The organism is Algoriphagus sp. (assembly GCF_030694375.1).
GTDB lineage: Bacteria > Bacteroidota > Bacteroidia > Cytophagales > Cyclobacteriaceae > Algoriphagus.
In genome coordinates this window covers 15,405-34,596 of record NZ_JAUXYL010000049.1, presented here as the reverse complement: position 1 = coordinate 34,596, position 19,192 = coordinate 15,405, and the positions used below count along the sequence as shown (strand labels likewise).

The following is a 19,192-nucleotide window of genomic DNA, read 5'->3' as shown; positions in this document are numbered from 1 at the left end:
ATTCCCCTCGTTCACGCTTACTTCGATGACCTTTTGGCAATCCCTGTCATCTTGGGAACAACACTTCAACTATATAGGCTGATTCACCCAAAAAAAGATGACTTTTCATTCACTAAAATCCAAATTCTCATTGCTTTAATCTATGTTTCTGTGGTATTTGAATGGCTTTTGCCCAAATTCTCAACTGCATACACCTCAGATCTAGTTGATGTAGTCTGTTATGTTTTAGGTGCTTTTTACTTTTATTTTTTGATAAATCCCCCTATTAAATTCGGACTGAAATAAAGAAAGCCTAGGAATCAATTGATGGACATACTTGCTTTTTAATCTTTCACTTATCTTTTAGAAAAATTTCCAAGAAATGAAAAAACTACTTACGGTTTTGGGTTCACTGACCCTAATAGGCATCATCGGATTCCTGATTTTTATCTTTTGGCACAGCCCTCGATACGGAGGAGAACTTTCCATTTCTGGCCTGAAAGAAAAAGTAGAAGTGAATTTCGATATGTATGGAATTCCACACATCTATGCGCAAAATGAAGCCGATGCCTATCGGGCTTTGGGTTATGTGCATGCGCAGGATCGGCTTTTCCAGTTGGAAATGATGCGTAGGGTTGGTTCAGGCACACTTGCTGAGTTTTTGGGAAAAGACTTGCTTGAGATCGATCAGTTTTTTCATACCCTTGGAATCCCGAAACATGCGAAAGAAAGTTCCGCCGCATTTTTAACCCAAGGTGAAACTCCCTGGAAAAAAGCCGCAGAAGCCTATCTGGAAGGGGTAAACGAATTTATCCAACACGGCACACTTCCCGTGGAATACTTGCTTTTAGGTGAGAAACCAAGGCCATACACCATTGAGGATTTGCATTCGATTGTCGGATACATGTCATTTACCTTTGCGATGGGATTGAAAACCGATCCTCTAGTGACCAAGATTGCCAGAGATCTTGGACCCGATTACATGAGCTCTTTATCGGTTCAAACTCTCCCCGAACATCATGTTATTCCATTAAATTACCCCGATTCCTTAAACTCTGATTTAAGCCCAGTCGTCTCGACTTTGTCAGCATTATTGGAAAAAATACCTGTTCCATTACTGGAAGGAAGCAATTCATGGGTGATTGCAGGAAGCCGCACCAAGTCAGGAAAAGTGCTATTCAATAACGATACACACATTGGTTTCTCCTCTCCTTCCGTTTGGTACGAAGCCCATCTTGAGTACCCTGGTTTCAGCTTTTATGGAAATCATCTGGCAGGAGTTCCCTTTGGATTGGTTGGCCATAGTCGACATCACAGTATTGGCCTCACGATGTTTGAAAACGACGATCAGGACTTTTTTGAAGAAAAACTGAATCCTGTCAACCCGAATGAAATCATGGTTGGCGAGGTCTCGTTCCCCATCACTTCAAGAAAAGAAATCATACAGGTAAAAGGTGAAAAATCCATTGAATTTGAAATCAGGGAAACAATACATGGACCCATCATGAATTCTGTGGTCAAAGAAATTGGCAACCTAACTTCCAACCCCGTAACCTCTTGGTGGGTGTATATTTTAGAACCTACCAAAGCAATGGAAGCCATTTACAAAATGAACCACGCAGGAAATATTCAGGAAGTAGCTGATGCAGCAAGTTTGATCCATGCACCGGGATTGAACATCATGTATGGAGACAGCTTGGGTAATATCGCTTGGTGGGCAGCAGCCAAACTTCCTATCCGTGGCGATAAAGTCCATTCCAAGATTTTTGCTGATGGTTCAGACCCTGAAGCTCAACCCAAAGGCTGGTATCCTTTCACAGACAACCCTCAAAGCATAAATCCTGAAAGTGGGTTTGTAGCTTCTGCCAACAATCAGCCCGATACACTTAGAAATGGCGTCTTTTTCCCGGGATATTATTATCCGGGAGATCGATGGAACCGAATCGCAAAAGCGATAATGGCAAAGGAAGATTGGGATATGGAATCCTCGAAGGCTCTTCAGGTAGAAACAATAAATGAAACTCATCCCAAAAATGCCCAGTTCATGCTCGCTCAAATTAACCAAAATGACTTTGAGTCTAATTCAGCGGTACTGCAAGTATTACAAAACTGGGATGGAAATCACGAACTGAATTCAAATATTCCCACTGTCTATTACAAATGGCTTTATCATACACTCCGGCTTGCCATGATGGATGAGCTTGGTGAAGATGGGTTTAAGGCTTATTTGGAGACTTTTATGATGATTAGAAGTACAAGACATTTTCTCACCGATGCTGAAAATCGCTGGTGGGACAGGAAAGGAACAGCAACTATTGAAAGTCGCACAGAAATTATTTCCGAAGCCTTGAAACTCACTTTGGAAGAACTTTCTGATCAATTTGGCAAAAATCCGAAGGATTGGAAATGGGAAAAGGCTGTGGTCGCCGAACACCCGCATCCTTTGGGAAGTCAAAAGCCATTGGATAAAATCTTTAATGTCCGTACTGAGGCCATTCCTGCCAATGAGGAATCGATAAATAAACTTGCATTCAAACTTAACGGAGCGGGAATTTATAAAGTGACTTCAGGCCCTGCGATGCGAATAATTTTGGATTTTGCTGATGCAGATGGTTCCGTTTCTGTTTTACCGACAGGAAACTCCGGCAATCGATTTAGCAAACACTATGCGGATCAAAAGCAGCTTTACGCAAAAGGAAAATATCGTCCCCAATTAATGAATGAAACCGAAATCAAGAATAAAGCTAAAGGAAAACTAGTACTTATCCCCTCCAATTAACAAGAACAAAAAATCAGATTTCCCATAAAAGACTCTTGGCTGAGTTTATCCGGATTTTCCAAATATTTAAACCTAACTGTTGCAATATGGGTTTTATAGAAAAATTAGGAATGAAGAAGAAAGAACCAATAAATTTCGAAATCCAAAAATCTGAATCTGAGTGGGAAACCTTACTCGATCCTCAGTCTTTTCATGTGTTGCGGCAAAAAGGAACCGAGCGGCCCTTTACGGGACAATATTACCTAAATAAGGATACCGGGATCTATGAATGCAAGGCCTGTGGAAATGAGATTTTTCACTCGTCCAAAAAATACGATAGCGGTTGCGGTTGGCCAAGTTTCACGGACCCAATAAATCCTGAAGCCATCGTGGTGAATATGGATTACAGCCACTTCATGATCCGGGAGGAAATTGTATGCGGGAAGTGTGGAGGGCATTTAGGCCACCGTTTTCCTGACGGACCAAAAGATCAGGGAGGCATTCGCTATTGCATCAATTCGCTGAGTATGGATTTTAAAAAAGGGTAAATTATCATAACTATAAAAACAATTAATCGCTATTACTTATTCCTATTTACTGCTGCAGAGACTTTTTTAATGCAAAAGAAAAATATTGAATTGGCCGCGAACAAAAAAATAAAGTGCTGATTCTTCGTTGGGCGTTTTTAGGACTTCTTTTGATGAAGAACTAGAGCAAATTTATTTTTCCTCAACTGAGGTCTTTACCTCTCTGAAGTACTCCCGATCGAATACGCGGGAATAAAGCCACGTAGGCACTTTGTCATGGAATGGCATTAGATCTTTAAGCACGGCTTGTTGGCTCTGATGCGCTTGCATTACATCCAATGTCCTTGGGAAATATGCTTGGGTCTTAATGGAAAAATCGGGCTGGGGTAATCCTAAAGTAGAATCGTCAGGGTAATTTTTCTGGAAGCCTGAAGAAAGTTTCAGCGCTAGCTTTACTTGCTTTTTGCAAAGAGTCACTTGGTACATTTCTTCAGGTTTAAAGTCTGGAAACCCTTTGTTTTCCAAAAAAACTTCCTCTACAGCCTGTCCGGTAAGGCGATGATCCGGATGCCCATAGAGTCCTACTTTTGAATCATAGCTGATCAATACATCCGGATTAATTTCATTAATAAGATTTCTGATGATTTCCTTTAGGGAATCAAGGCCCATTTTTTCTAAACCGCTGTCAGGATAGTTTTTTAAATGGAGTTCATCGGCACCGATTAACTCAGCCGCCTTCTGCATTTCATCTGTACGAAGCCTTGCCAATGTAACTTCATCCGCTATACCTGCGGAATTGCCCTTTTCGCCTCTTGTAAGGCAGACTATCTGAATCTCATGCCCTTCATCCTTCAGCTTCATCAAAGTGCCTGCTACGGTAACCTCATCGTCCGGATGCGGAAAAATCACCAATACCCGCTGCTTGTGTGCTCCTACTACCAATTGCTCTTGCTCGGGAATATCATGATCATGAAGCTGATTTCTACCAAATAGGATCAAAATCCAAGGAGAAAGCATTAAGATGAAGCCGATAATCCCGAGCGAAACAATTACTAGTTTTTTCATCTGGTTATTATTTGATTTTTTTGGTCAGATGCCCGCCTGTATTCGGACAGGGAATCTCGCAAGTTTGATAATCATTCCAGTGTGTGACTTTTTAGTCATGTCTGCCTCAGGCAGGCCTGCTTGTGGCAGACAAGCTCGATTTCATGCGATTATAATTGATTTTTATTGGTCACATGGAATCTCGCATAAGTACTGATTTTTGTTCTTTTTGACATTTTCGTTATGCTCGATTTCATTCGAATCTCCTCTTCAAATTTCCTAGGTACGTAACCAAATCACGGATATCCCGCTTGCTTAAAAGCTCTCCCATACCTGGCATACTGGACGGAGCCAACTTGGTAGACTTGATGTCTTTTCTTGGAATCATTTTTTCGTCCGTTCCAATTTTCAGTGTAACTCCTCCCGGTAGATCCGTCATCAGTGTACCTGAAATACTTTCTCCGGAATTCAGCTCCAAAGTCACAAATCCATAGCCCGGAGCTAATCTTTTACTCGGTTCCACCAAGGCAATAAGCAACTCCTCTTTTGATAAAACATTCCCAATCCCATCCAGAGCAGGCCCTGCATTTCCTCCCATGTCATTGTAAGCATGACAGCGGATACACTGTGCCGTTTGATTTTCAAAGAAAATAGTTCGCCCTCTTCGATTGTTTCCTTCCGCCAAAGCACCGGAATATTTTCTCCATGTCTCATCTCCAGCTTTCTTTTCCAAAATAGCGGTAAACTCAGTCTGGAGTTCGGGAGATTTAGTCTCCACTATCGCTTCTTCAAGTTCAATCCAAGTTCCTTCGGCAAGTTTTCCCCGATCAAAATCTGTAAGTATCTGTTTCCAAACAGGAAACTCCTTACTTCCTTCCAGCTTGGATAGGGTCAGCAAGGCCGTTTGCTTTTCGGGTACAGTTCTTTTTTGAATAATATCAGTCAAAAGCGCAACTTTTTGATCCTTTGGAAGGCTAGTTTCGGCTAATAATGATAATCCCGCAACTCGAACGGATTGAGAATTATCACCCATCGCTTGAGAGATTGCTTCTCCTAGATTTGATGCATTTAGGGTCATTAATGAATTTAAAGCCTGAATTTTCACCAAATCTGAAGGATCTGATTTCAACTTAGTCAACAAAAGATCTGCAATATCAGACATGCCAAGTTTTCCGGCAGCTTTTACTGACTCCAGACGGAGTGACTCTTCTTTTGTGCTGATCTGAGTAATCAAAACTGGTTTTACCTGATCACGAATCAGAGCCGGATCCCTGGAAACCACTCCTCTATGCCTGCCATCCACACGATCCAAAAGCGAAGGCTTAGCCCAAGTACCAATTGCGGCTAAAGCTTCAGTTTTCAAAGCTTCCGGATTATTCACTTTTCCCAGATAAGCAATGAGCTGATTTAGGTTCTCTTCTTTACCTACACGCTGATTGGCACTGATTGCTCTGCGGATTAGTGCTTCATTTTGAAAAGGAGTGGTGCTCAACAATGCACCTAAAGCAGGAAGAGCTGCTGGAACAGAAAAATCGTCATGAATCGCACGAGCTGCTTCGGTGACAATCAACTCTTCAGAATCTGAAAGAAACTTAACCAGTTCAGGGGACTCCAATCTTCGCAATGCTAAAACCGCCCCCATTCTTACTGCCTTGGAAGGATGAGTGGAAAGTGCTGAGATGGCATCCACTTTACCTATTCTGGACAGGGCCAGACTTGCTGCATGACGGATGTACGCATCGGTATCATTATTTTCTTCCAAAAGGGTAATTAAAGGTTGAACCGCAGCAGCATGACTTGTTCTTCCCAAAGCCTCAGCACTGAAAAACCGAACCCTCGAATTCTCATCTTTCAGCCCGGCAATCAACTCAGAACCTGCTTTCGGATATCTAATGTCTCCAATCCACTTGGCAGCCTGAGCCCTGATCTCAGGATCGGAATCTTTCAATAATGGAACTAAAGCATCCGCAAAAGCCATATCATCCAGTCTACCCAATTGACTCAGGCCAACTATCGAATGTACTCGAGCCTGTTGATTACTTTTGTCCTTAATTACTTCCTGAAATATAGCTGCCCCTTTTTTGCCCCTCTTGGCGAGTTCGAATTGTGCTTTTCTACGGACACGCTGATCTTCAAAAAACAGTTTTGACTTTAAGTCCTTTTCTGAAAGGGTTTTGTAATTAGCCTGCAATTCTGTTTCTGTCAGTTTTTGAAGATCCCAACCTGTAGCTGTTTCGTCTTTCAAAGTCCAAATTCTACCGTAATTTTTATCATCCCAGCCTGTGATAAAATCAGCCATATACAAGGTACCATCCGGTCCAAAATCCAAGCCTGTAGCCAACAATCCTCCGACAATTTTTTCTGTTTTGGTCAGCTCAAATGTGGCTCCCTTTGGCTGAAGTTGGAAAGCATGTACGCCTGAATTGGCTGGATTTCCAACAAACTCAGCTACAAAAAAGTGGTCTTTCCATTTTTGTCCCAATCCGGTACCAGGATTGAAAACCATTCCAGTAGGCCCATTTACGTAGTTTTGAATGCAGGGAGTAATGTACGCCGCCTGACCTTCCCATCGTGGGAGATAAAGCTTCTCATCCATCCACACTTTATAGGTATTGTTATCTGGGTCACGATATTTTCCAAATTGCCAATTGATTCGCCAACCGGTATCAGATCCATTGGTCAAATAAACCAAGCGCTCTCTTTCGCCGGCGTGATCTCCGTCATTATCTACGGAAATAAGATTGTTAAATTGGTCAAAAACGAACTCATGGGTATTTCTGACACCCATTGCAAAAATTTCAAAATCACTTCCATCGGGATTTGCACGGGCAATCACACCACGATTCGGATATTTCCATTCTGTCCCGTCAGCGCTTTTTCCATTAAATCCGATATCACCGATTCCCCAGTATATTTTTCCTTCAGGCCCCATTTTTATTCCGGACATTCCATGCCCTCCAAACCCAACGTGAATGCCATATCCATGGGACAGGGATGTTTTTTCATCCATAATTCCATCACCATTTTTATCCAAAAATTTCCAAAGATCAGGACCAGCCGCGACATATAGTGCGTCTTCAGTTTTCATTAGCCCTCCGGCAACATCGGTCACTTCCTCGTTCAAATCCTGCATCATGATCTGGGACCAGTCTGCAAATCCGTCGCCGTTGGTATCTTTGAGTTTGAAAACTTCATTCTTCTCCAAGGTCATGTCTCTCCAATCGTGAGATCCGTCGCCGTTCAAGTCTGCCAGCCAAGTATTCTCGGAGGATCGCTCAGGAGACAATTCATCATGGAGAAATGCCCGCTTGTCTTCGATAGTTTGTAAACCAATGGAGCGGATTTCCCAACTCTGATGACCTCTAATGTCGAATTCAGAATTATTTCGTCGAGGAGAGCGTGAATAAAAAACTTCTCCAAATTCATTGACCTGAATCGAAATAGGATCTTTTACCAAGGAATCCACTGCCCATACAGAAAGCTTCAGCCCGTCTGCAAGAATAGGATTAATGGACTTGACCGCAGCTTCAGCTAAAGGTGTGATTTCTTCTATAGTGAGCGTTTTGATGCGAAGATCAACAGGCTCAGACTTCTTACAAGATGTGAAAAAAGTCATGGTGCCTAGCAACAAAAGCGCTAGGACAAAAGTGGGTTTGTCTTGGGAATTAAACATATAATAGGCTGATTCGAACCTCCAAAATAGATAAATTGAAATTCGAATGCATGCCGTTGATATAAATGATCCTAAAAACAAAAAACCCGATCAAGGATCGGGGTTTTGTTTACTTTAACCACTAACAACCATAAAACAAAAAAAATTGACTTTTAGCGATTTTGCTTTGGAGTCTTGTAGTCGATACGGGAATCGAACCCGTGTTTTATCCGTGAAAGGGATACGTCCTAACCCCTAGACGAATCGACCATACTATTTAAAAATTTCAAAATCACTGATCTAATTTATTGAAAATCAGTGATATGTAGTCGGTACGGGAATCGAACCCGTGTTTTATCCGTGAAAGGGATACGTCCTAACCCCTAGACGAACCGACCATTAAAAACCCCGAAAAACATGCTTTTCCGTAAGGTTGTGCAAATATAGCTGGTCAGATTTACAAAGCCAAAATCGGCACAAAAATTTCTTTGGCAATTAAGGTAAAAACCTGAACCAAAGCCTTAAAATTTTGCTTAAACCAATCTCAGGTTTTTATCTAATTTCGTCCTGAGAAAATCTTCACATGTCAAATCAAACTCCTCAAACAAGAATTGCTATTAACGGATTTGGTCGAATAGGCCGATATACCGCAAAGCTTCTCTTTTTAAATCCAAGATTACGGTTGGTTGCGATAAATGATCTGGCTGATCCTACAGCCATCGCACATTTACTGAAATACGATTCTGTACATGGCAAATTTGAAGAGAAAGTTTCATTGAATGAAAATACCCTTTTTATCAATGATTATCCGATTGAACTTTTCTCCAAATCAAATCCCGAAGAATTACCATGGGAAGAGTTGAATATAGACGTTGTCATCGAATGTACAGGAAGGTTTACTACCCGTGAAGGAGCCCAAAAACACCTGAAAGCAGGTGCTAAAAAAGTTATTATCTCAGCACCTGTTCAAGACCTAAGTATTCCGATGGTGGTTTTGGGAGTAAATGATTCTATTTTGGATGGGACGGAAACGATCATTTCAAACGCATCCTGCACTACCAATTGCCTCGCTCCCATGATTCAGGTTTTGGATGAAAATTTTGGCGTTCTAAAAGGCTTTGCTTCTACCGTGCATTCCTATACCAATGATCAAAACCTGCATGATGCGCCACACCGCGATTTGAGAAGGGCACGTGCTGCCGCTTATTCTATTATCCCCACTACCACCAATGCAGGCAAAGCATTGGATATTATTTTACCTGCCTTAGCAGGTAAAATCGAAGCTTCGGCGATGCGCGTACCTGTTCCCGATGGTTCATTGACGGATTTGATTGTAGAATTAAAGCAGGAAGTTACTGCTGAACAAATCAACCATGCCTATAAAAATGCAGAAAATGGAAAACTAAAAGGCTATTTGCAAGTAGAAGCAGATCCAATTGTCTCTATGGATATTTTGGGAAACACTAATTCCTGCATCATTGACGAGGCGCTCACCTCGGCAAAAGGCAATCTGGTAAAAGTCGTTGGCTGGTATGATAATGAGTCAGGCTATGCAAACCGACTGGTTAATCTGGTCGAAAAAATATCAAATACTTAAGACTTCACGCGGTTAAGAGCCAATAACTTCACTAAAAGCTTTGGTAGATTCTTTTTGTGGTCTCGCTTTTTCAAGTTGAGATAAAGATTCCACTTCTGAAGAATTGGGACGCGGTGAGTTTCCACAAATTCAATCAAAGTCTGGTCATAATCCTCTAGGTAACCAAAATGCCCAGAAGCACTTCCCATATCAAAACTATTCTCACTGTCCACAGTAAATGGATATCCAACTTCTCCAGCCTTTTTCTTCAGATTTTTCATCCCGTTTACATCGAGACAGCAATGGATAAATCCCAAATCACCCCAAAGTCGATCTTTAAAGATATGACGGCCTTGCCTTTCCTTTACTTCAATCAATTCGATTTGAGCGGGGCAAAGTAACGCTCCAAATGCACCGGGATTACACTTTCCTGGCATTGCAAGCAGTGCTCGTTTATAGGTGAATTTTTCACCTGGAATATCGGAATAAACCCCCTCTTCTTGATAATTTAAAACTGAAAACCCCAGAATATCACGATAGAGTGGAATAGACTTTTCAAGGTCAGAAACACCAATAACCACCCCTAACACTCCTCCTGTCGGGGATGAATTCTCAGAAAACCAATTGGAATCTTCCACAACCTGAAAAATATTATCAAAGGGATCCTTTAGGAAAAACGAACCCATTCCATTGGGTGTCTTTGCAACTTCCGTTAAAATTTGGGCATTCTGGTTTTGCAAATGTTCAAAAGCTCTCTGGATATCCCTCACACGAATTTTCACTGCATAAATCCCCAAATCTCCCGGCAAAATTTCGAAATCAGTAGAATTGGGTGTTCGACTGGTGAATTGCCAGATTTCAAATCCCCCTCCTCCCTGCATATTCAAGGCCAGTACAGCATGTCGTGACTCTGCAATCCCATTGGTGTAGCGGGTCATCAAGTTGGCAGTTGCTTCATCTTCAAATACCGGCACATCCATCGAAAAAGCTTTCCGATACCAAGACCAAGCCTGATGAACGTCTTTTACTCCTATTCCTATTTGTTGAATTCCATTAATTTGGTATGACTTATCAGGAGTTTGTATCATGATGTAATAGTATTGCGTAAGAATTTTTTAGCCTTTCCGGAGCCACACCAAAATGAAAAAGCGTAAAGACATACAAGTTAGCTAGTTGAACTCTTAGCCAGGAATTCTCCCGATACTTTCTCGCTGACACTGTCATGGTCTTCGGTATGATATAAAACTTAGTTTGTTTTTTGATTCTTTTCACTAATTCAAAATCTTCCATCAGACAAAAGTTGGTATCATATCCTCCCAATGTATTGAAAAAATCACGTGTTATAAACAAAGTCTGGTCTCCTCCGCCTGAAAAAAGCCCATTAAAACGTGTAAACCAGGAATTTAACCTCAACAAAAAAGATTCTGAGTCAAATCTGTAGCGGTAACAACCTGCTCTATAGCCTTTAATCAAAGCTTTTTGAAGATCAGTCGCAAATGAGCCTAAAGGTCTCGTATCCGCATGAACAAAATAAAGGATATTCGCAGTAGCATGTCTAGCACCTAAATTCATCTGAACGGCTCTTGATTTTTGTTCTGAAATTAACACCCTAGCCCCCAAAGACGCTGCGATTTGGCAGGTGGAGTCTGTGCTGCCTCCGTCTACCACGATTATTTCATTGATAAAATCTCCTCCTTGCTTTAACAAAAAGGGAATCAGCTCCTTGATATTTTCAGCTTCATTGAGCGTAGGAATGATCACTGACAAATTCATCATCGCTACTAGTTCACCAATTTGATTAAATAATTTTTTATGGGACTTTGCATTTCAGCTTTGACCATTATTCCATTTTCATAATAGTAGCGGTTGGTATTTCCGTTTATCGTTACCTCGTAGACGTTAGTTGATATCTTTTTTACTTTGGAAACGAGTCCAAAAACTTCCCCCAAGAAGTCTTGATTTGCCTTAGGTTCATGAAAAAAAAGCATGACACTACTTAATGTAATGAGATCATAAATAGGTTTGGAATTTTCAAACTTATACGTGGATGCATCCACCTCATAATGCCTTCCATTCCATTTAACTTCCGATTGAAAATCACCCTTGTTGCTTTTGGAAAAACTTCTTGTCCAAACGACTTGATTATTCGCAAACCGTGAATCTAATCTGAAGTCCACGTTGACTTTGCCAAAAAACCAAAAGCTCACATTGCTCTTCACTTTATAAAGCGTACTATCGGAGCTTTTGGATCTATTTGCTTTCATTTCTCCTATTTTAAAACCCAGGACTGTAATCTCATAGTTTCGCTCATTGCTTTGATTTTGAGCAAATCCATCACCCATTACAAAGACTAACGCCAATACGAGAAGGATTAGCTTTTTACTAACAGCAGCCCCCGCCGTCGTAGAAATAAGTGGATTCTGAAACATAGATGTCATTTCTATCCAAGTTATGAATTGCAGCGGCAGTTTTATCACAAATCGACAATGGCTGATTGTTCATCAAAACATGACCCTTGTGATCATCGAAATATTCGTCGCTTCCAAAATAGATTGCGGCTTTACCCGTGAAAACACATGGGCCGTCAGCTGGCATCGGATCTTTGATGGCACATACTTCAATTGAGTCTAAGAAAATCATCTCCTCAGTATCATATTGACCTGGTGCCAAAATTCGATAGGGGCGCTTAGCGCGAATCTCTACAGTACCAAAGCCTGCATCGGTAATCATCTGAAGGTAATCTTTCATCGAAAGTGAACCACTCAGGCAAAGCGCACGTAGTCTTGAATCATTTCGCAGTGAATCCGGCATGTGGTTTTCGGTAATCGGATCACTAAGTACCAATCTTCCGTAAGGTTTTAATACCCGGTACATCTCCGCCAATGCCTGCTTCAAATCTTCATGCGTAAAAATATTGAAGAGGCAATTTTGTGCAGCTACATCAATGCTATTATCATCCACAGGCAGCTGCATGGCTGTACCTTTCCGCAATTCCACAAAATCCCGATGAAACCAAGGGTTTTCATTTTCTGCCACGGCCAGATTTTCCTCGCAAGCAGTTAACATTTCATCCACTACATCAATTCCGATCACTCCGGCTTTCTGTCTGGAGAAATAAGCGAATTGAAGCACTTCCATCCCTCCCCCTACTCCCACATAGAGGATTTTTGGATTATTGACCAAATCACGGGGATGAACGGTGCTACCGCAACCATAATTCATCTCCTGCATAATTTTCGGGATCCGTAATTCTGGCAGTTGCCAAATGGGTGTAGTAGTACAGCATAGACCAACGTCCGGTTTCAAGGCTGCTTGCTTGTAGACATCTACTGTAGTGTCGAGGTAATTATTCATGCGTGATTTGTTTACGGGTATTAAATTGGTTCCAATCTTCTAAGTTGTCTATGTCTGATAGAATTTGTAGGAACTCATAATCCAAGTTTAATTTATCGGCCAAGTTCAGCGTTAATTCAAGTACTCGGGAAGTACTCCATGGAATATTATTGAAAATTTCAGGAATAAATTTACTCATCCCCAAAAGGTAATATCCACCATCCCTAGCGGGACCTACTACCAAGTCTGATTGACTTAAAGCCAAGAAAGCTCTGTTGAGATCTCGTCCTGTCAAGTCAGGGCAATCTGTCCCTATGATCGCCACGCTTGAATATCCTTTAGCGAAAAGGTGAGCAAAGGCATTTTTCATTCGCTCTCCCAAATTGGTTCCTGACTGCACTTCAAGCTGATACCCTTCCAAATTCCCTTCGGGATTTTCAGGAATATAATCTGAGTAAAACAGAAATTTATCGACCTTCAATTCCTTCACAATTTCATGGGTATAATCAGTCAACCAACGATATACCTCCAAGGCCTGTTCATCTCCTATCGAAGCTGCCAATCGGGTTTTTACTTTGCCCAGCACAGCATTTTTTTGGAAAATAATCAATGCTGCACGGTTCATGCAGTAGCCCCTCCGCAACTGGAACCAGCACCGGCAGTACAACCGAAACAATGATTATTGATTTGAATAGACCGATTAGATAGCGCCGATGAGTCCCATTCTGAGAGGTGAATTGAATTCGGAGTATTTACCTTCATGTCTAGCATTTGGTTGAAATCACAATCGTATAAATACCCATCCCATCCTATCGAAATGGTATTTCGGCACATGACACCGGCTGCTGCTGAAGGATTAAATGCCGATAAGAGCTTTTCCATGTAATTTTCAAAATTATCCGAGCGAAGCAGATACTCCAAAAATCTGGAAATCGGAATATTTGTGATGGTAAATAAAGAATTGAACTCAATGTCAAACCGCTCCTTGAGTTTCTTTTTGAATTCAGCTTCCAATTCAGACTGCGATCCAGGCAGAAATGCTCCGGATGGATTGTAAACCAAGTTTAAAACTAAATCAGAACCTTCAATTCCGTATCCAACCTCATTTAACATTCGTAGCGCACGAATAGATTTTTCGAAAACCCCATCCCCTCGCTGCGCATCCGTTTTCATGGCAGTAAAATAAGGCAAGGATGAAACTACCTCAATGGTATTCCTTTTGAAAAATTCCGGTAAATCGTGGAATTTGGGATTAGCAAGAATGATCGTGAGATTACACCGAACGATAATTTTTATATCAGGTCTGATGGATCGAATCGACTCCACAAACCATCTGAAATCAGGATTCATCTCCGGCGCCCCGCCAGTGAGGTCGACACAGTTTAAAAAAGGCTCATTCTGAATCACATCAAGGCAAGACTTCATGGTCTCGCGGGTCATGATCTCCTTCCGGTCGGGTCCTGCATCCACATGACAATGCTTGCACACCTGATTGCACATTTTCCCAAGATTGATCTGAAAAATCTCAAGCGTGGTAGGCTGAAGTGGAAATAATCCAATTCCTTCGAGATGACTTTGAAAATTGTTTTTTTGGCCACCAGGATGTCTTTCTTCCAATACTGCCAATTCCTCTTCGGGGTCTGCTAAACTATGCAGCTGCGCTTTGAGTGATTTCATTACATTGATATTTCTTTGATTTTATTCATCATTTGAGTGCTATGTACTAAGGAGGCCCCACCACGAATGGCCGCAGCCACATGGACAGCCTCCATCATCTGCTCTTCGTCACAGCCTTTTTCCAGGGTATCCGTGGTGTAGGCATCAATGCAATAGGGACATTGTAAGGCATGGGCTACTCCCAATGCAATAAGCGATTTTTCTCTTGCGGTGAGTGCTCCTTCTTTAAACACTTCCGCATAGTAGGCAAAAAACTTATCCGCCATTGATTTTTGAAGATCTCCGATTGCTCCAAATTTTTTTAGGTCTTCAGGATTATAATAAGTCTTCATTTGTGATTTTTTGAGATGTACGATTAATAGCTAAAGAACGGATTGTTGTACCGTTAAAAATATCAAATGGCGGACATTGTTTAAAAATTTTAAATCTGAACTTGATAAATGAAACATTCCCAAAGACTTCAAATCCTGAAACCTTTTACCAAATTTTAAGTCTATTCATTCTATAGACTTAAAATATTAAAATTATGGCATTACGACTCGGAGACATTGCTCCAGACTTTTCGGCTGAAACTACCGAAGGAACCATCAATTTTCATGAATATCTTGGCACCGGTTGGGGCGTATTATTCTCCCACCCTGCTGATTACACTCCGGTCTGCACAACAGAGCTTGGAGCTGTAGCCAAGCTAAAAGATGAATTTTCAAAAAGAAACACTAAAGTTATTGCTTTAAGTGTAGACGGTTTGGAAAGTCACAGGCTGTGGATTGATGACATCAATGAGACACAAAATACCGTGGTCAATTTCCCAATCATCGCTGATCAGGATCGTAAAGTATCAGAATTATACGACATGATCCACCCCAACTCCAATGAAAATTTTACAGTAAGATCGGTATTCGTCATCGGTCCAGACAAAAAAATCAAGTTGATTATTACTTATCCTGCAAGCACAGGTCGGAATTTCGACGAACTCCTTCGGGTGATTGATTCACTGCAATTAACGGCAAACTATTCGGTCGCCACCCCCGCAAATTGGAAGCACGGAGAAGATGTAGTGGTCGCTCCTGCAATCAAAACGGAGGATATTCCCGGCAAATTTCCCAAAGGTCATAAAGTCATCAAACCTTATTTGAGAATGACTCCACAGCCGGATTTGTAAAAAAAGACCAAAGTTGGGGAACCTAAGAAATAGCCCAGTTTGCCAGCAGTCATTTGAAAAATACCCCCATTAAGCACTTCGCTTTATGAGGGTATTTTTTAGGATATATGAACACGGTCAGGATTTGCTTTCATGTATTGATTCTATGATTCCCATCGCATACCTGACAGATTCTTTGATTTGGTCAAAATCGCCTTTAGCAATCAGGTCTTTTCGGAATAGCTGAGAACCCATGCCTACACATAAGACGCCAACGTCAAACCACTTTTTCAAGCTTTCAGCCGTTGGTTCCACTCCACCTGTCGGGATAATTTCAATTTTCGGCATCACTGCATGAACAGCTGGTACAAATTCAGGGGTCAAAACATTGGCAGGATAGATTTTCACCAACTCAGCTCCTAACTCCTGAGCGAAAAACACTTCCGAAACTGAACCACAACCCGGTATCCAAGGCACGTCTACTTTTGCGCAGTACTCACCCAATTTTGGATTCATCACCGGTGCCACGATAAATTCTGCGCCCATTTCGATGTATTCCTCCGCTTCATAGGGATGATATATTGTCCCGGCACCCAGGTAAATCCCCGGGAGTTTATCTGCCGCTGCTCTGATTTTAGGGAAAATTGACTTGGCCTCTTTCCCGCGATTCACCATTTCGATGACTCTGACTCCACCTTCGTAAGCAGCATGAAGCAAATCCAGACAGACCTCTGCGTCGGGATGGAAAAATATAGGCATCATGCCACCGGCATGCATTTTTTTAATAAAGGGCGTGGGATTTCTCATTAACGTTTGATTTTGCCGACAGCTTCACCGCTTGCCAGTTCATTGATTTCTTGAAGGGAACAGAGTAATACATCTCCGGGTACACTGTGCTTGATTGCTCCGGCTGCCATTGCAAATTCAATTGCTTCTTTGGGTTTGAAATGCAGTAAACCATAGATCAGTCCACCGGCAAATGCATCGCCCGTACCAACACGATCCACAATATGAGTGAGCTCATAGGCTTTGGACGAATAGGTTTTTTTACTTCCAAAAAGTGTGGCTGAAATCGTATTGTTCGAAGAACTATGGGAGATTCGGTCCGTTTTCACAATGAACTCCAGCTCAGGAAATCTGTGAAAAGCCATACTTTTCACCTCATTGAAACTTTTGAAATCTTCATTCAGGCATTGTTTAAAATCCCTTGAACCTGCGATAATCACATTCGTGAGTTTCATCAAGTCCGGCATAACCTCATGGGGTTGCTTACCAAATTGCCAAAGGTTGCTTCGATAGTTGAGATCACCACTGACAGTAATTCCTCTTTTCCTTGCTTCCTGAAGAGATTTAAGTGTAAGATCAGCGCACTTTTTGGATAAAGCAGGCGTGATACCTGACCAGTGGAACCAATCCACTCCATCAAAAACCTCGTCCCAATTCAGGTTTTTCCCATCAAAATTTGAAAAGACAGAATTTACCCGGTCGTAGATCACCTGTGAGCTCCGCTGCATGGCCCCTTGCTCGAGATAGTATACACCCATCCTGCCTGGCAAATGATGAATATATCGGGTATCGATTCCATTTTTGCGAAGCTGACCAGAAGCGGCCCAGCCAATTTCATTGTCTGGAAACGCGGTCAGATGTGCAACATGCATTCCCCAATAGGCCAAGGAAGCACCGACATTGGCTTCAGATCCGCCAAATTCCACATCAAAGGAATGAGTCTGGAAAAAACGTTGATTTCCGGGAGGTGAAAGTCTCAGCATTACCTCTCCTAGCGTGACAATTTTCTTCATTGAAGAATATTTTTTTCTCTAATTTGAACAAGTTAAGGATAAAAATTATGAACAATACCACCCTGCTTCTCGACCCCACAGACAATGTTGGAGTAGCGCTCTCGGATCTTCAACCCGGCCAAAAAGTAGTCTTAAACGACATAGAGCTTGAAATTCAGGATTTTGTCTCAGCAAAACACAAGTTTGCCATGCGGGATTTTAAGCCAGGCGAGGATATTCTCATGTATGGTACCATAGTGGGTGAAGCGACACAAGCCATCTCCAAAGGCTACCCGATCACACTTGCCAATATTCATCACAAAACCCGCGAATACACCCTAAATCCAGGCAAATTCAGCTGGACTCCCCCAAATATTTCAGACTGGGAAAAGAAGACATTTATGGGATATAAAAGATCTGACAATCAGGTAGGTACGGCAAATTATTGGCTAGTTTTACCATTGGTTTTTTGTGAAAACACAAATGTGAAATTACTTCAGGAAGCATTTGAAAATGCCCTAGGTTTTAGCAGTCCCAATCCCTACGAGATTCAGATCAAAAACCTGATTTCCGGCCTTCAGTATGAAAAAATTACGGAAACGGTTCCGCAAAAATCCGGGTTCAGTCCCAGACGAATTTTCCAAAACCTGGACGGAATCCGATTTCTCACTCACGATATGGGATGTGGAGGAACCCGGCAGGACGCGGAGTCCCTTTGTGCCCTACTTGCCGGCTATATCAATCACCCTAATGTAGCTGGGGCCACAGTCCTAAGTCTGGGCTGCCAAAATGCCCAAGCAAGTATCTTGATGGAAAAGCTATCGCTTATTCAAAAAGGTGAGCCAAAAACTGTAATTCTTTGTGATCAGCAGCAAGAGGGAACGACTGAACAATTAATCCAAAAGGCGATTACAGAGACTTTTAAAGGTCTAATTGAGGCCAACAAAATAGCTCGACAGCCTTTTCCTTTAAACAAACTCGTCATCGGGCTGGAATGCGGCGGTTCGGATGGTTTTTCGGGAATATCTGCAAATCCAACCTTGGGAAGAGTTTCTGATCTGATTGTAGCGCTTGGCGGGGCTGCTATCTTATCTGAGTTTCCTGAGCTCTGCGGTGCAGAACAAAACCTCATCAACCGCTGCAAAACCGAGGGATTGGCCAATAAGTTTGTTCATTTGATGGAGACTTATAATGCTGCCGCAAAGCGAGTGGGCAGTGGCTTCGATATGAATCCAAGTCCGGGAAATATCAAAGACGGACTTCTGACTGACGCCATCAAATCATGTGGGGCGGCTAAAAAAGGAGGAACAGCGCCAGTTTCAGACATTTTGGATTATACCGAATACCTGAAAACCCCCGGATTAAATTTGCTTTGTACTCCGGGAAATGACGTGGAAAGTACTACAGGTTTAGCCGGAAGTGGAGCAAACATCATTTTATTTACTACCGGACTTGGTACTCCTACCGGCAATCCCATCTGTCCGGTCATCAAGGTAGCCACCAATCATAAACTGACAAACCGGATGCCCGACATCATTGACTTCAACTCGGGTACTGTGATTACAGGCGAAGATTCGATCGAAAGTTGCGGAGACAAACTCCTGAATCTGATTATTCAAGTGGCAAGTGGGGAAATAAAAACCAAGGCCGAACAGAATAGAAACTATGATTTCATCCCATGGAAACGCGGGGTCTCGCTATAAAACAAAAAAGCGGCACTTGGAATC

General features: G+C 42.0%; 16 protein-coding genes and 2 tRNA genes. 5 read left to right on the top strand and 13 right to left on the bottom strand.

Features of this window, described 5'->3' with window-relative positions:
• The first annotated feature begins 361 nt into the window (after positions 1–361).
• Together Q8M62_RS20310 and msrB are read left to right on the top strand one after the other, a co-directional pair.
• Positions 362–2,758: a penicillin acylase family protein gene (locus tag Q8M62_RS20310; protein ID WP_304901804.1), complete on the top strand. Its 2,397-nt coding sequence runs from the start codon at positions 362–364 to the stop codon at positions 2,756–2,758.
• 110 nt (positions 2,759–2,868) lie between these two features.
• A complete protein-coding gene (msrB, locus tag Q8M62_RS20305; protein ID WP_304901803.1) occupies positions 2,869–3,285 on the top strand; it encodes a peptide-methionine (R)-S-oxide reductase MsrB in 417 nt (138 codons plus the stop codon).
• 171 nt (positions 3,286–3,456) lie between these two features.
• Here msrB and Q8M62_RS20300 read toward each other — a convergent pair whose 3' ends face one another.
• The 4 genes from Q8M62_RS20300 to Q8M62_RS20285 all read right to left on the bottom strand — a co-directional run bounded on the left by Q8M62_RS20300 (position 3,457) and on the right by Q8M62_RS20285 (position 8,358).
• Complete coding sequence (locus Q8M62_RS20300; protein ID WP_304901802.1) at positions 3,457–4,329, bottom strand: PIG-L deacetylase family protein; 873 nt, start codon at positions 4,327–4,329, stop codon at positions 3,457–3,459.
• Positions 4,330–4,561: 232 nt separating this feature from the next.
• Positions 4,562–7,981, bottom strand: a complete 3,420-nt coding sequence (locus tag Q8M62_RS20295) for a HEAT repeat domain-containing protein (RefSeq protein ID WP_304901801.1) — start codon at positions 7,979–7,981, stop codon at positions 4,562–4,564.
• Between the two features lie 177 nt (positions 7,982–8,158).
• A tRNA-Glu gene (locus Q8M62_RS20290) sits at positions 8,159–8,230 on the bottom strand.
• Between the two features lie 56 nt (positions 8,231–8,286).
• Positions 8,287–8,358: transfer RNA gene (locus Q8M62_RS20285), tRNA-Glu, on the bottom strand.
• A 185-nt stretch (positions 8,359–8,543) separates the two neighbouring features.
• Here Q8M62_RS20285 and gap point away from each other — a divergent pair.
• The gene (gene gap, locus Q8M62_RS20280; protein ID WP_304901800.1) at positions 8,544–9,557 is read left to right on the top strand and encodes a type I glyceraldehyde-3-phosphate dehydrogenase; all 1,014 of its coding nucleotides are present in this window, start codon (positions 8,544–8,546) and stop codon (positions 9,555–9,557) included.
• On the opposite strand, the gene Q8M62_RS20275 is transcribed toward gap, so the two are convergent.
• From Q8M62_RS20275 to Q8M62_RS20245, 7 genes are read right to left on the bottom strand one after another with little or no spacing between them, the layout of a single operon-like run.
• The gene (locus tag Q8M62_RS20275) at positions 9,554–10,624 is read right to left on the bottom strand and encodes a VOC family protein (RefSeq protein WP_304901799.1); all 1,071 of its coding nucleotides are present in this window, start codon (positions 10,622–10,624) and stop codon (positions 9,554–9,556) included. The two genes, gap and Q8M62_RS20275, sit on opposite strands and share 4 nt — an antisense overlap.
• Positions 10,608–11,312 (bottom strand): TIGR04283 family arsenosugar biosynthesis glycosyltransferase, encoded by a 705-nt coding sequence (locus Q8M62_RS20270; RefSeq protein WP_370690573.1) that lies wholly within the window; start codon positions 11,310–11,312, stop codon positions 10,608–10,610. Before Q8M62_RS20270 ends, Q8M62_RS20275 begins: the two co-directional genes overlap by 17 nt.
• Before the next feature lie 5 nt (positions 11,313–11,317).
• Positions 11,318–11,896, bottom strand: a complete 579-nt coding sequence (locus Q8M62_RS20265) for a DUF6134 family protein (protein WP_304901798.1) — start codon at positions 11,894–11,896, stop codon at positions 11,318–11,320.
• Positions 11,897–11,918: 22 nt separating this feature from the next.
• Entirely contained in the window at positions 11,919–12,890 is a 972-nt protein-coding gene (arsM, locus tag Q8M62_RS20260) for an arsenosugar biosynthesis arsenite methyltransferase ArsM (RefSeq protein WP_304901797.1), read from the bottom strand.
• Complete coding sequence (locus tag Q8M62_RS20255) at positions 12,883–13,494, bottom strand: TIGR04282 family arsenosugar biosynthesis glycosyltransferase (RefSeq protein ID WP_304901796.1); 612 nt, start codon at positions 13,492–13,494, stop codon at positions 12,883–12,885. Before Q8M62_RS20255 ends, arsM begins: the two co-directional genes overlap by 8 nt.
• On the bottom strand, positions 13,491–14,546 hold the full coding sequence (gene arsS / locus Q8M62_RS20250) for an arsenosugar biosynthesis radical SAM (seleno)protein ArsS (RefSeq protein WP_304901795.1): 1,056 nt from the start codon (positions 14,544–14,546) through the stop codon (positions 13,491–13,493). The genes Q8M62_RS20255 and arsS overlap by 4 nt, the downstream gene beginning before the upstream one ends.
• On the bottom strand, positions 14,546–14,878 hold the full coding sequence (locus tag Q8M62_RS20245; protein ID WP_304901794.1) for an arsenosugar biosynthesis-associated peroxidase-like protein: 333 nt from the start codon (positions 14,876–14,878) through the stop codon (positions 14,546–14,548). The genes arsS and Q8M62_RS20245 overlap by 1 nt, the downstream gene beginning before the upstream one ends.
• A gap of 194 nt (positions 14,879–15,072) precedes the next feature.
• On the opposite strand from Q8M62_RS20245, the gene Q8M62_RS20240 reads away from it, so the two are divergent.
• Positions 15,073–15,708, top strand: a complete 636-nt coding sequence (locus Q8M62_RS20240; RefSeq protein ID WP_304901793.1) for a peroxiredoxin — start codon at positions 15,073–15,075, stop codon at positions 15,706–15,708.
• Positions 15,709–15,825: 117 nt separating this feature from the next.
• Here Q8M62_RS20240 and Q8M62_RS20235 read toward each other — a convergent pair whose 3' ends face one another.
• Both Q8M62_RS20235 and Q8M62_RS20230 read right to left on the bottom strand, forming a co-directional pair.
• The gene (locus tag Q8M62_RS20235) at positions 15,826–16,494 is read right to left on the bottom strand and encodes a hypothetical protein (RefSeq protein ID WP_092728653.1); all 669 of its coding nucleotides are present in this window, start codon (positions 16,492–16,494) and stop codon (positions 15,826–15,828) included.
• Positions 16,494–17,486, bottom strand: coding sequence for a sugar kinase (locus Q8M62_RS20230; RefSeq protein WP_304901792.1), 993 nt, complete (start codon positions 17,484–17,486; stop codon positions 16,494–16,496). The genes Q8M62_RS20235 and Q8M62_RS20230 overlap by 1 nt, the downstream gene beginning before the upstream one ends.
• 47 nt (positions 17,487–17,533) lie before the next feature.
• Here Q8M62_RS20230 and Q8M62_RS20225 point away from each other — a divergent pair, with 47 nt between their 5' ends.
• Entirely contained in the window at positions 17,534–19,168 is a 1,635-nt protein-coding gene (locus Q8M62_RS20225) for a UxaA family hydrolase (protein WP_304901791.1), read from the top strand.
• Positions 19,169–19,192: the final 24 nt, after the last annotated feature.

Coding starts and splice junctions, on each gene's coding strand:
- Q8M62_RS20295 (WP_304901801.1), bottom strand. CDS start 7,981: ATGTTTAATTCCCAAGACAAACCCACTTTTGTCCTAGCGCTTTTGTTG.
- Q8M62_RS20300 (WP_304901802.1), bottom strand. CDS start 4,329: ATGAAAAAACTAGTAATTGTTTCGCTCGGGATTATCGGCTTCATCTTA.
- Q8M62_RS20235 (WP_092728653.1), bottom strand. CDS start 16,494: ATGAGAAATCCCACGCCCTTTATTAAAAAAATGCATGCCGGTGGCATG.
- Q8M62_RS20310 (WP_304901804.1), top strand. CDS start 362: ATGAAAAAACTACTTACGGTTTTGGGTTCACTGACCCTAATAGGCATC.
- Q8M62_RS20240 (WP_304901793.1), top strand. CDS start 15,073: ATGGCATTACGACTCGGAGACATTGCTCCAGACTTTTCGGCTGAAACT.
- Q8M62_RS20230 (WP_304901792.1), bottom strand. CDS start 17,486: ATGAAGAAAATTGTCACGCTAGGAGAGGTAATGCTGAGACTTTCACCT.
- Q8M62_RS20225 (WP_304901791.1), top strand. CDS start 17,534: ATGAACAATACCACCCTGCTTCTCGACCCCACAGACAATGTTGGAGTA.
- arsS (WP_304901795.1), bottom strand. CDS start 14,546: ATGAAATCACTCAAAGCGCAGCTGCATAGTTTAGCAGACCCCGAAGAG.
- arsM (WP_304901797.1), bottom strand. CDS start 12,890: ATGAATAATTACCTCGACACTACAGTAGATGTCTACAAGCAAGCAGCC.
- Q8M62_RS20270 (WP_370690573.1), bottom strand. CDS start 11,312: ATGATGAATTTGTCAGTGATCATTCCTACGCTCAATGAAGCTGAAAAT.
- Q8M62_RS20255 (WP_304901796.1), bottom strand. CDS start 13,494: ATGAACCGTGCAGCATTGATTATTTTCCAAAAAAATGCTGTGCTGGGC.
- msrB (WP_304901803.1), top strand. CDS start 2,869: ATGAAGAAGAAAGAACCAATAAATTTCGAAATCCAAAAATCTGAATCT.
- Q8M62_RS20275 (WP_304901799.1), bottom strand. CDS start 10,624: ATGATACAAACTCCTGATAAGTCATACCAAATTAATGGAATTCAACAA.
- Q8M62_RS20245 (WP_304901794.1), bottom strand. CDS start 14,878: ATGAAGACTTATTATAATCCTGAAGACCTAAAAAAATTTGGAGCAATC.
- gap (WP_304901800.1), top strand. CDS start 8,544: ATGTCAAATCAAACTCCTCAAACAAGAATTGCTATTAACGGATTTGGT.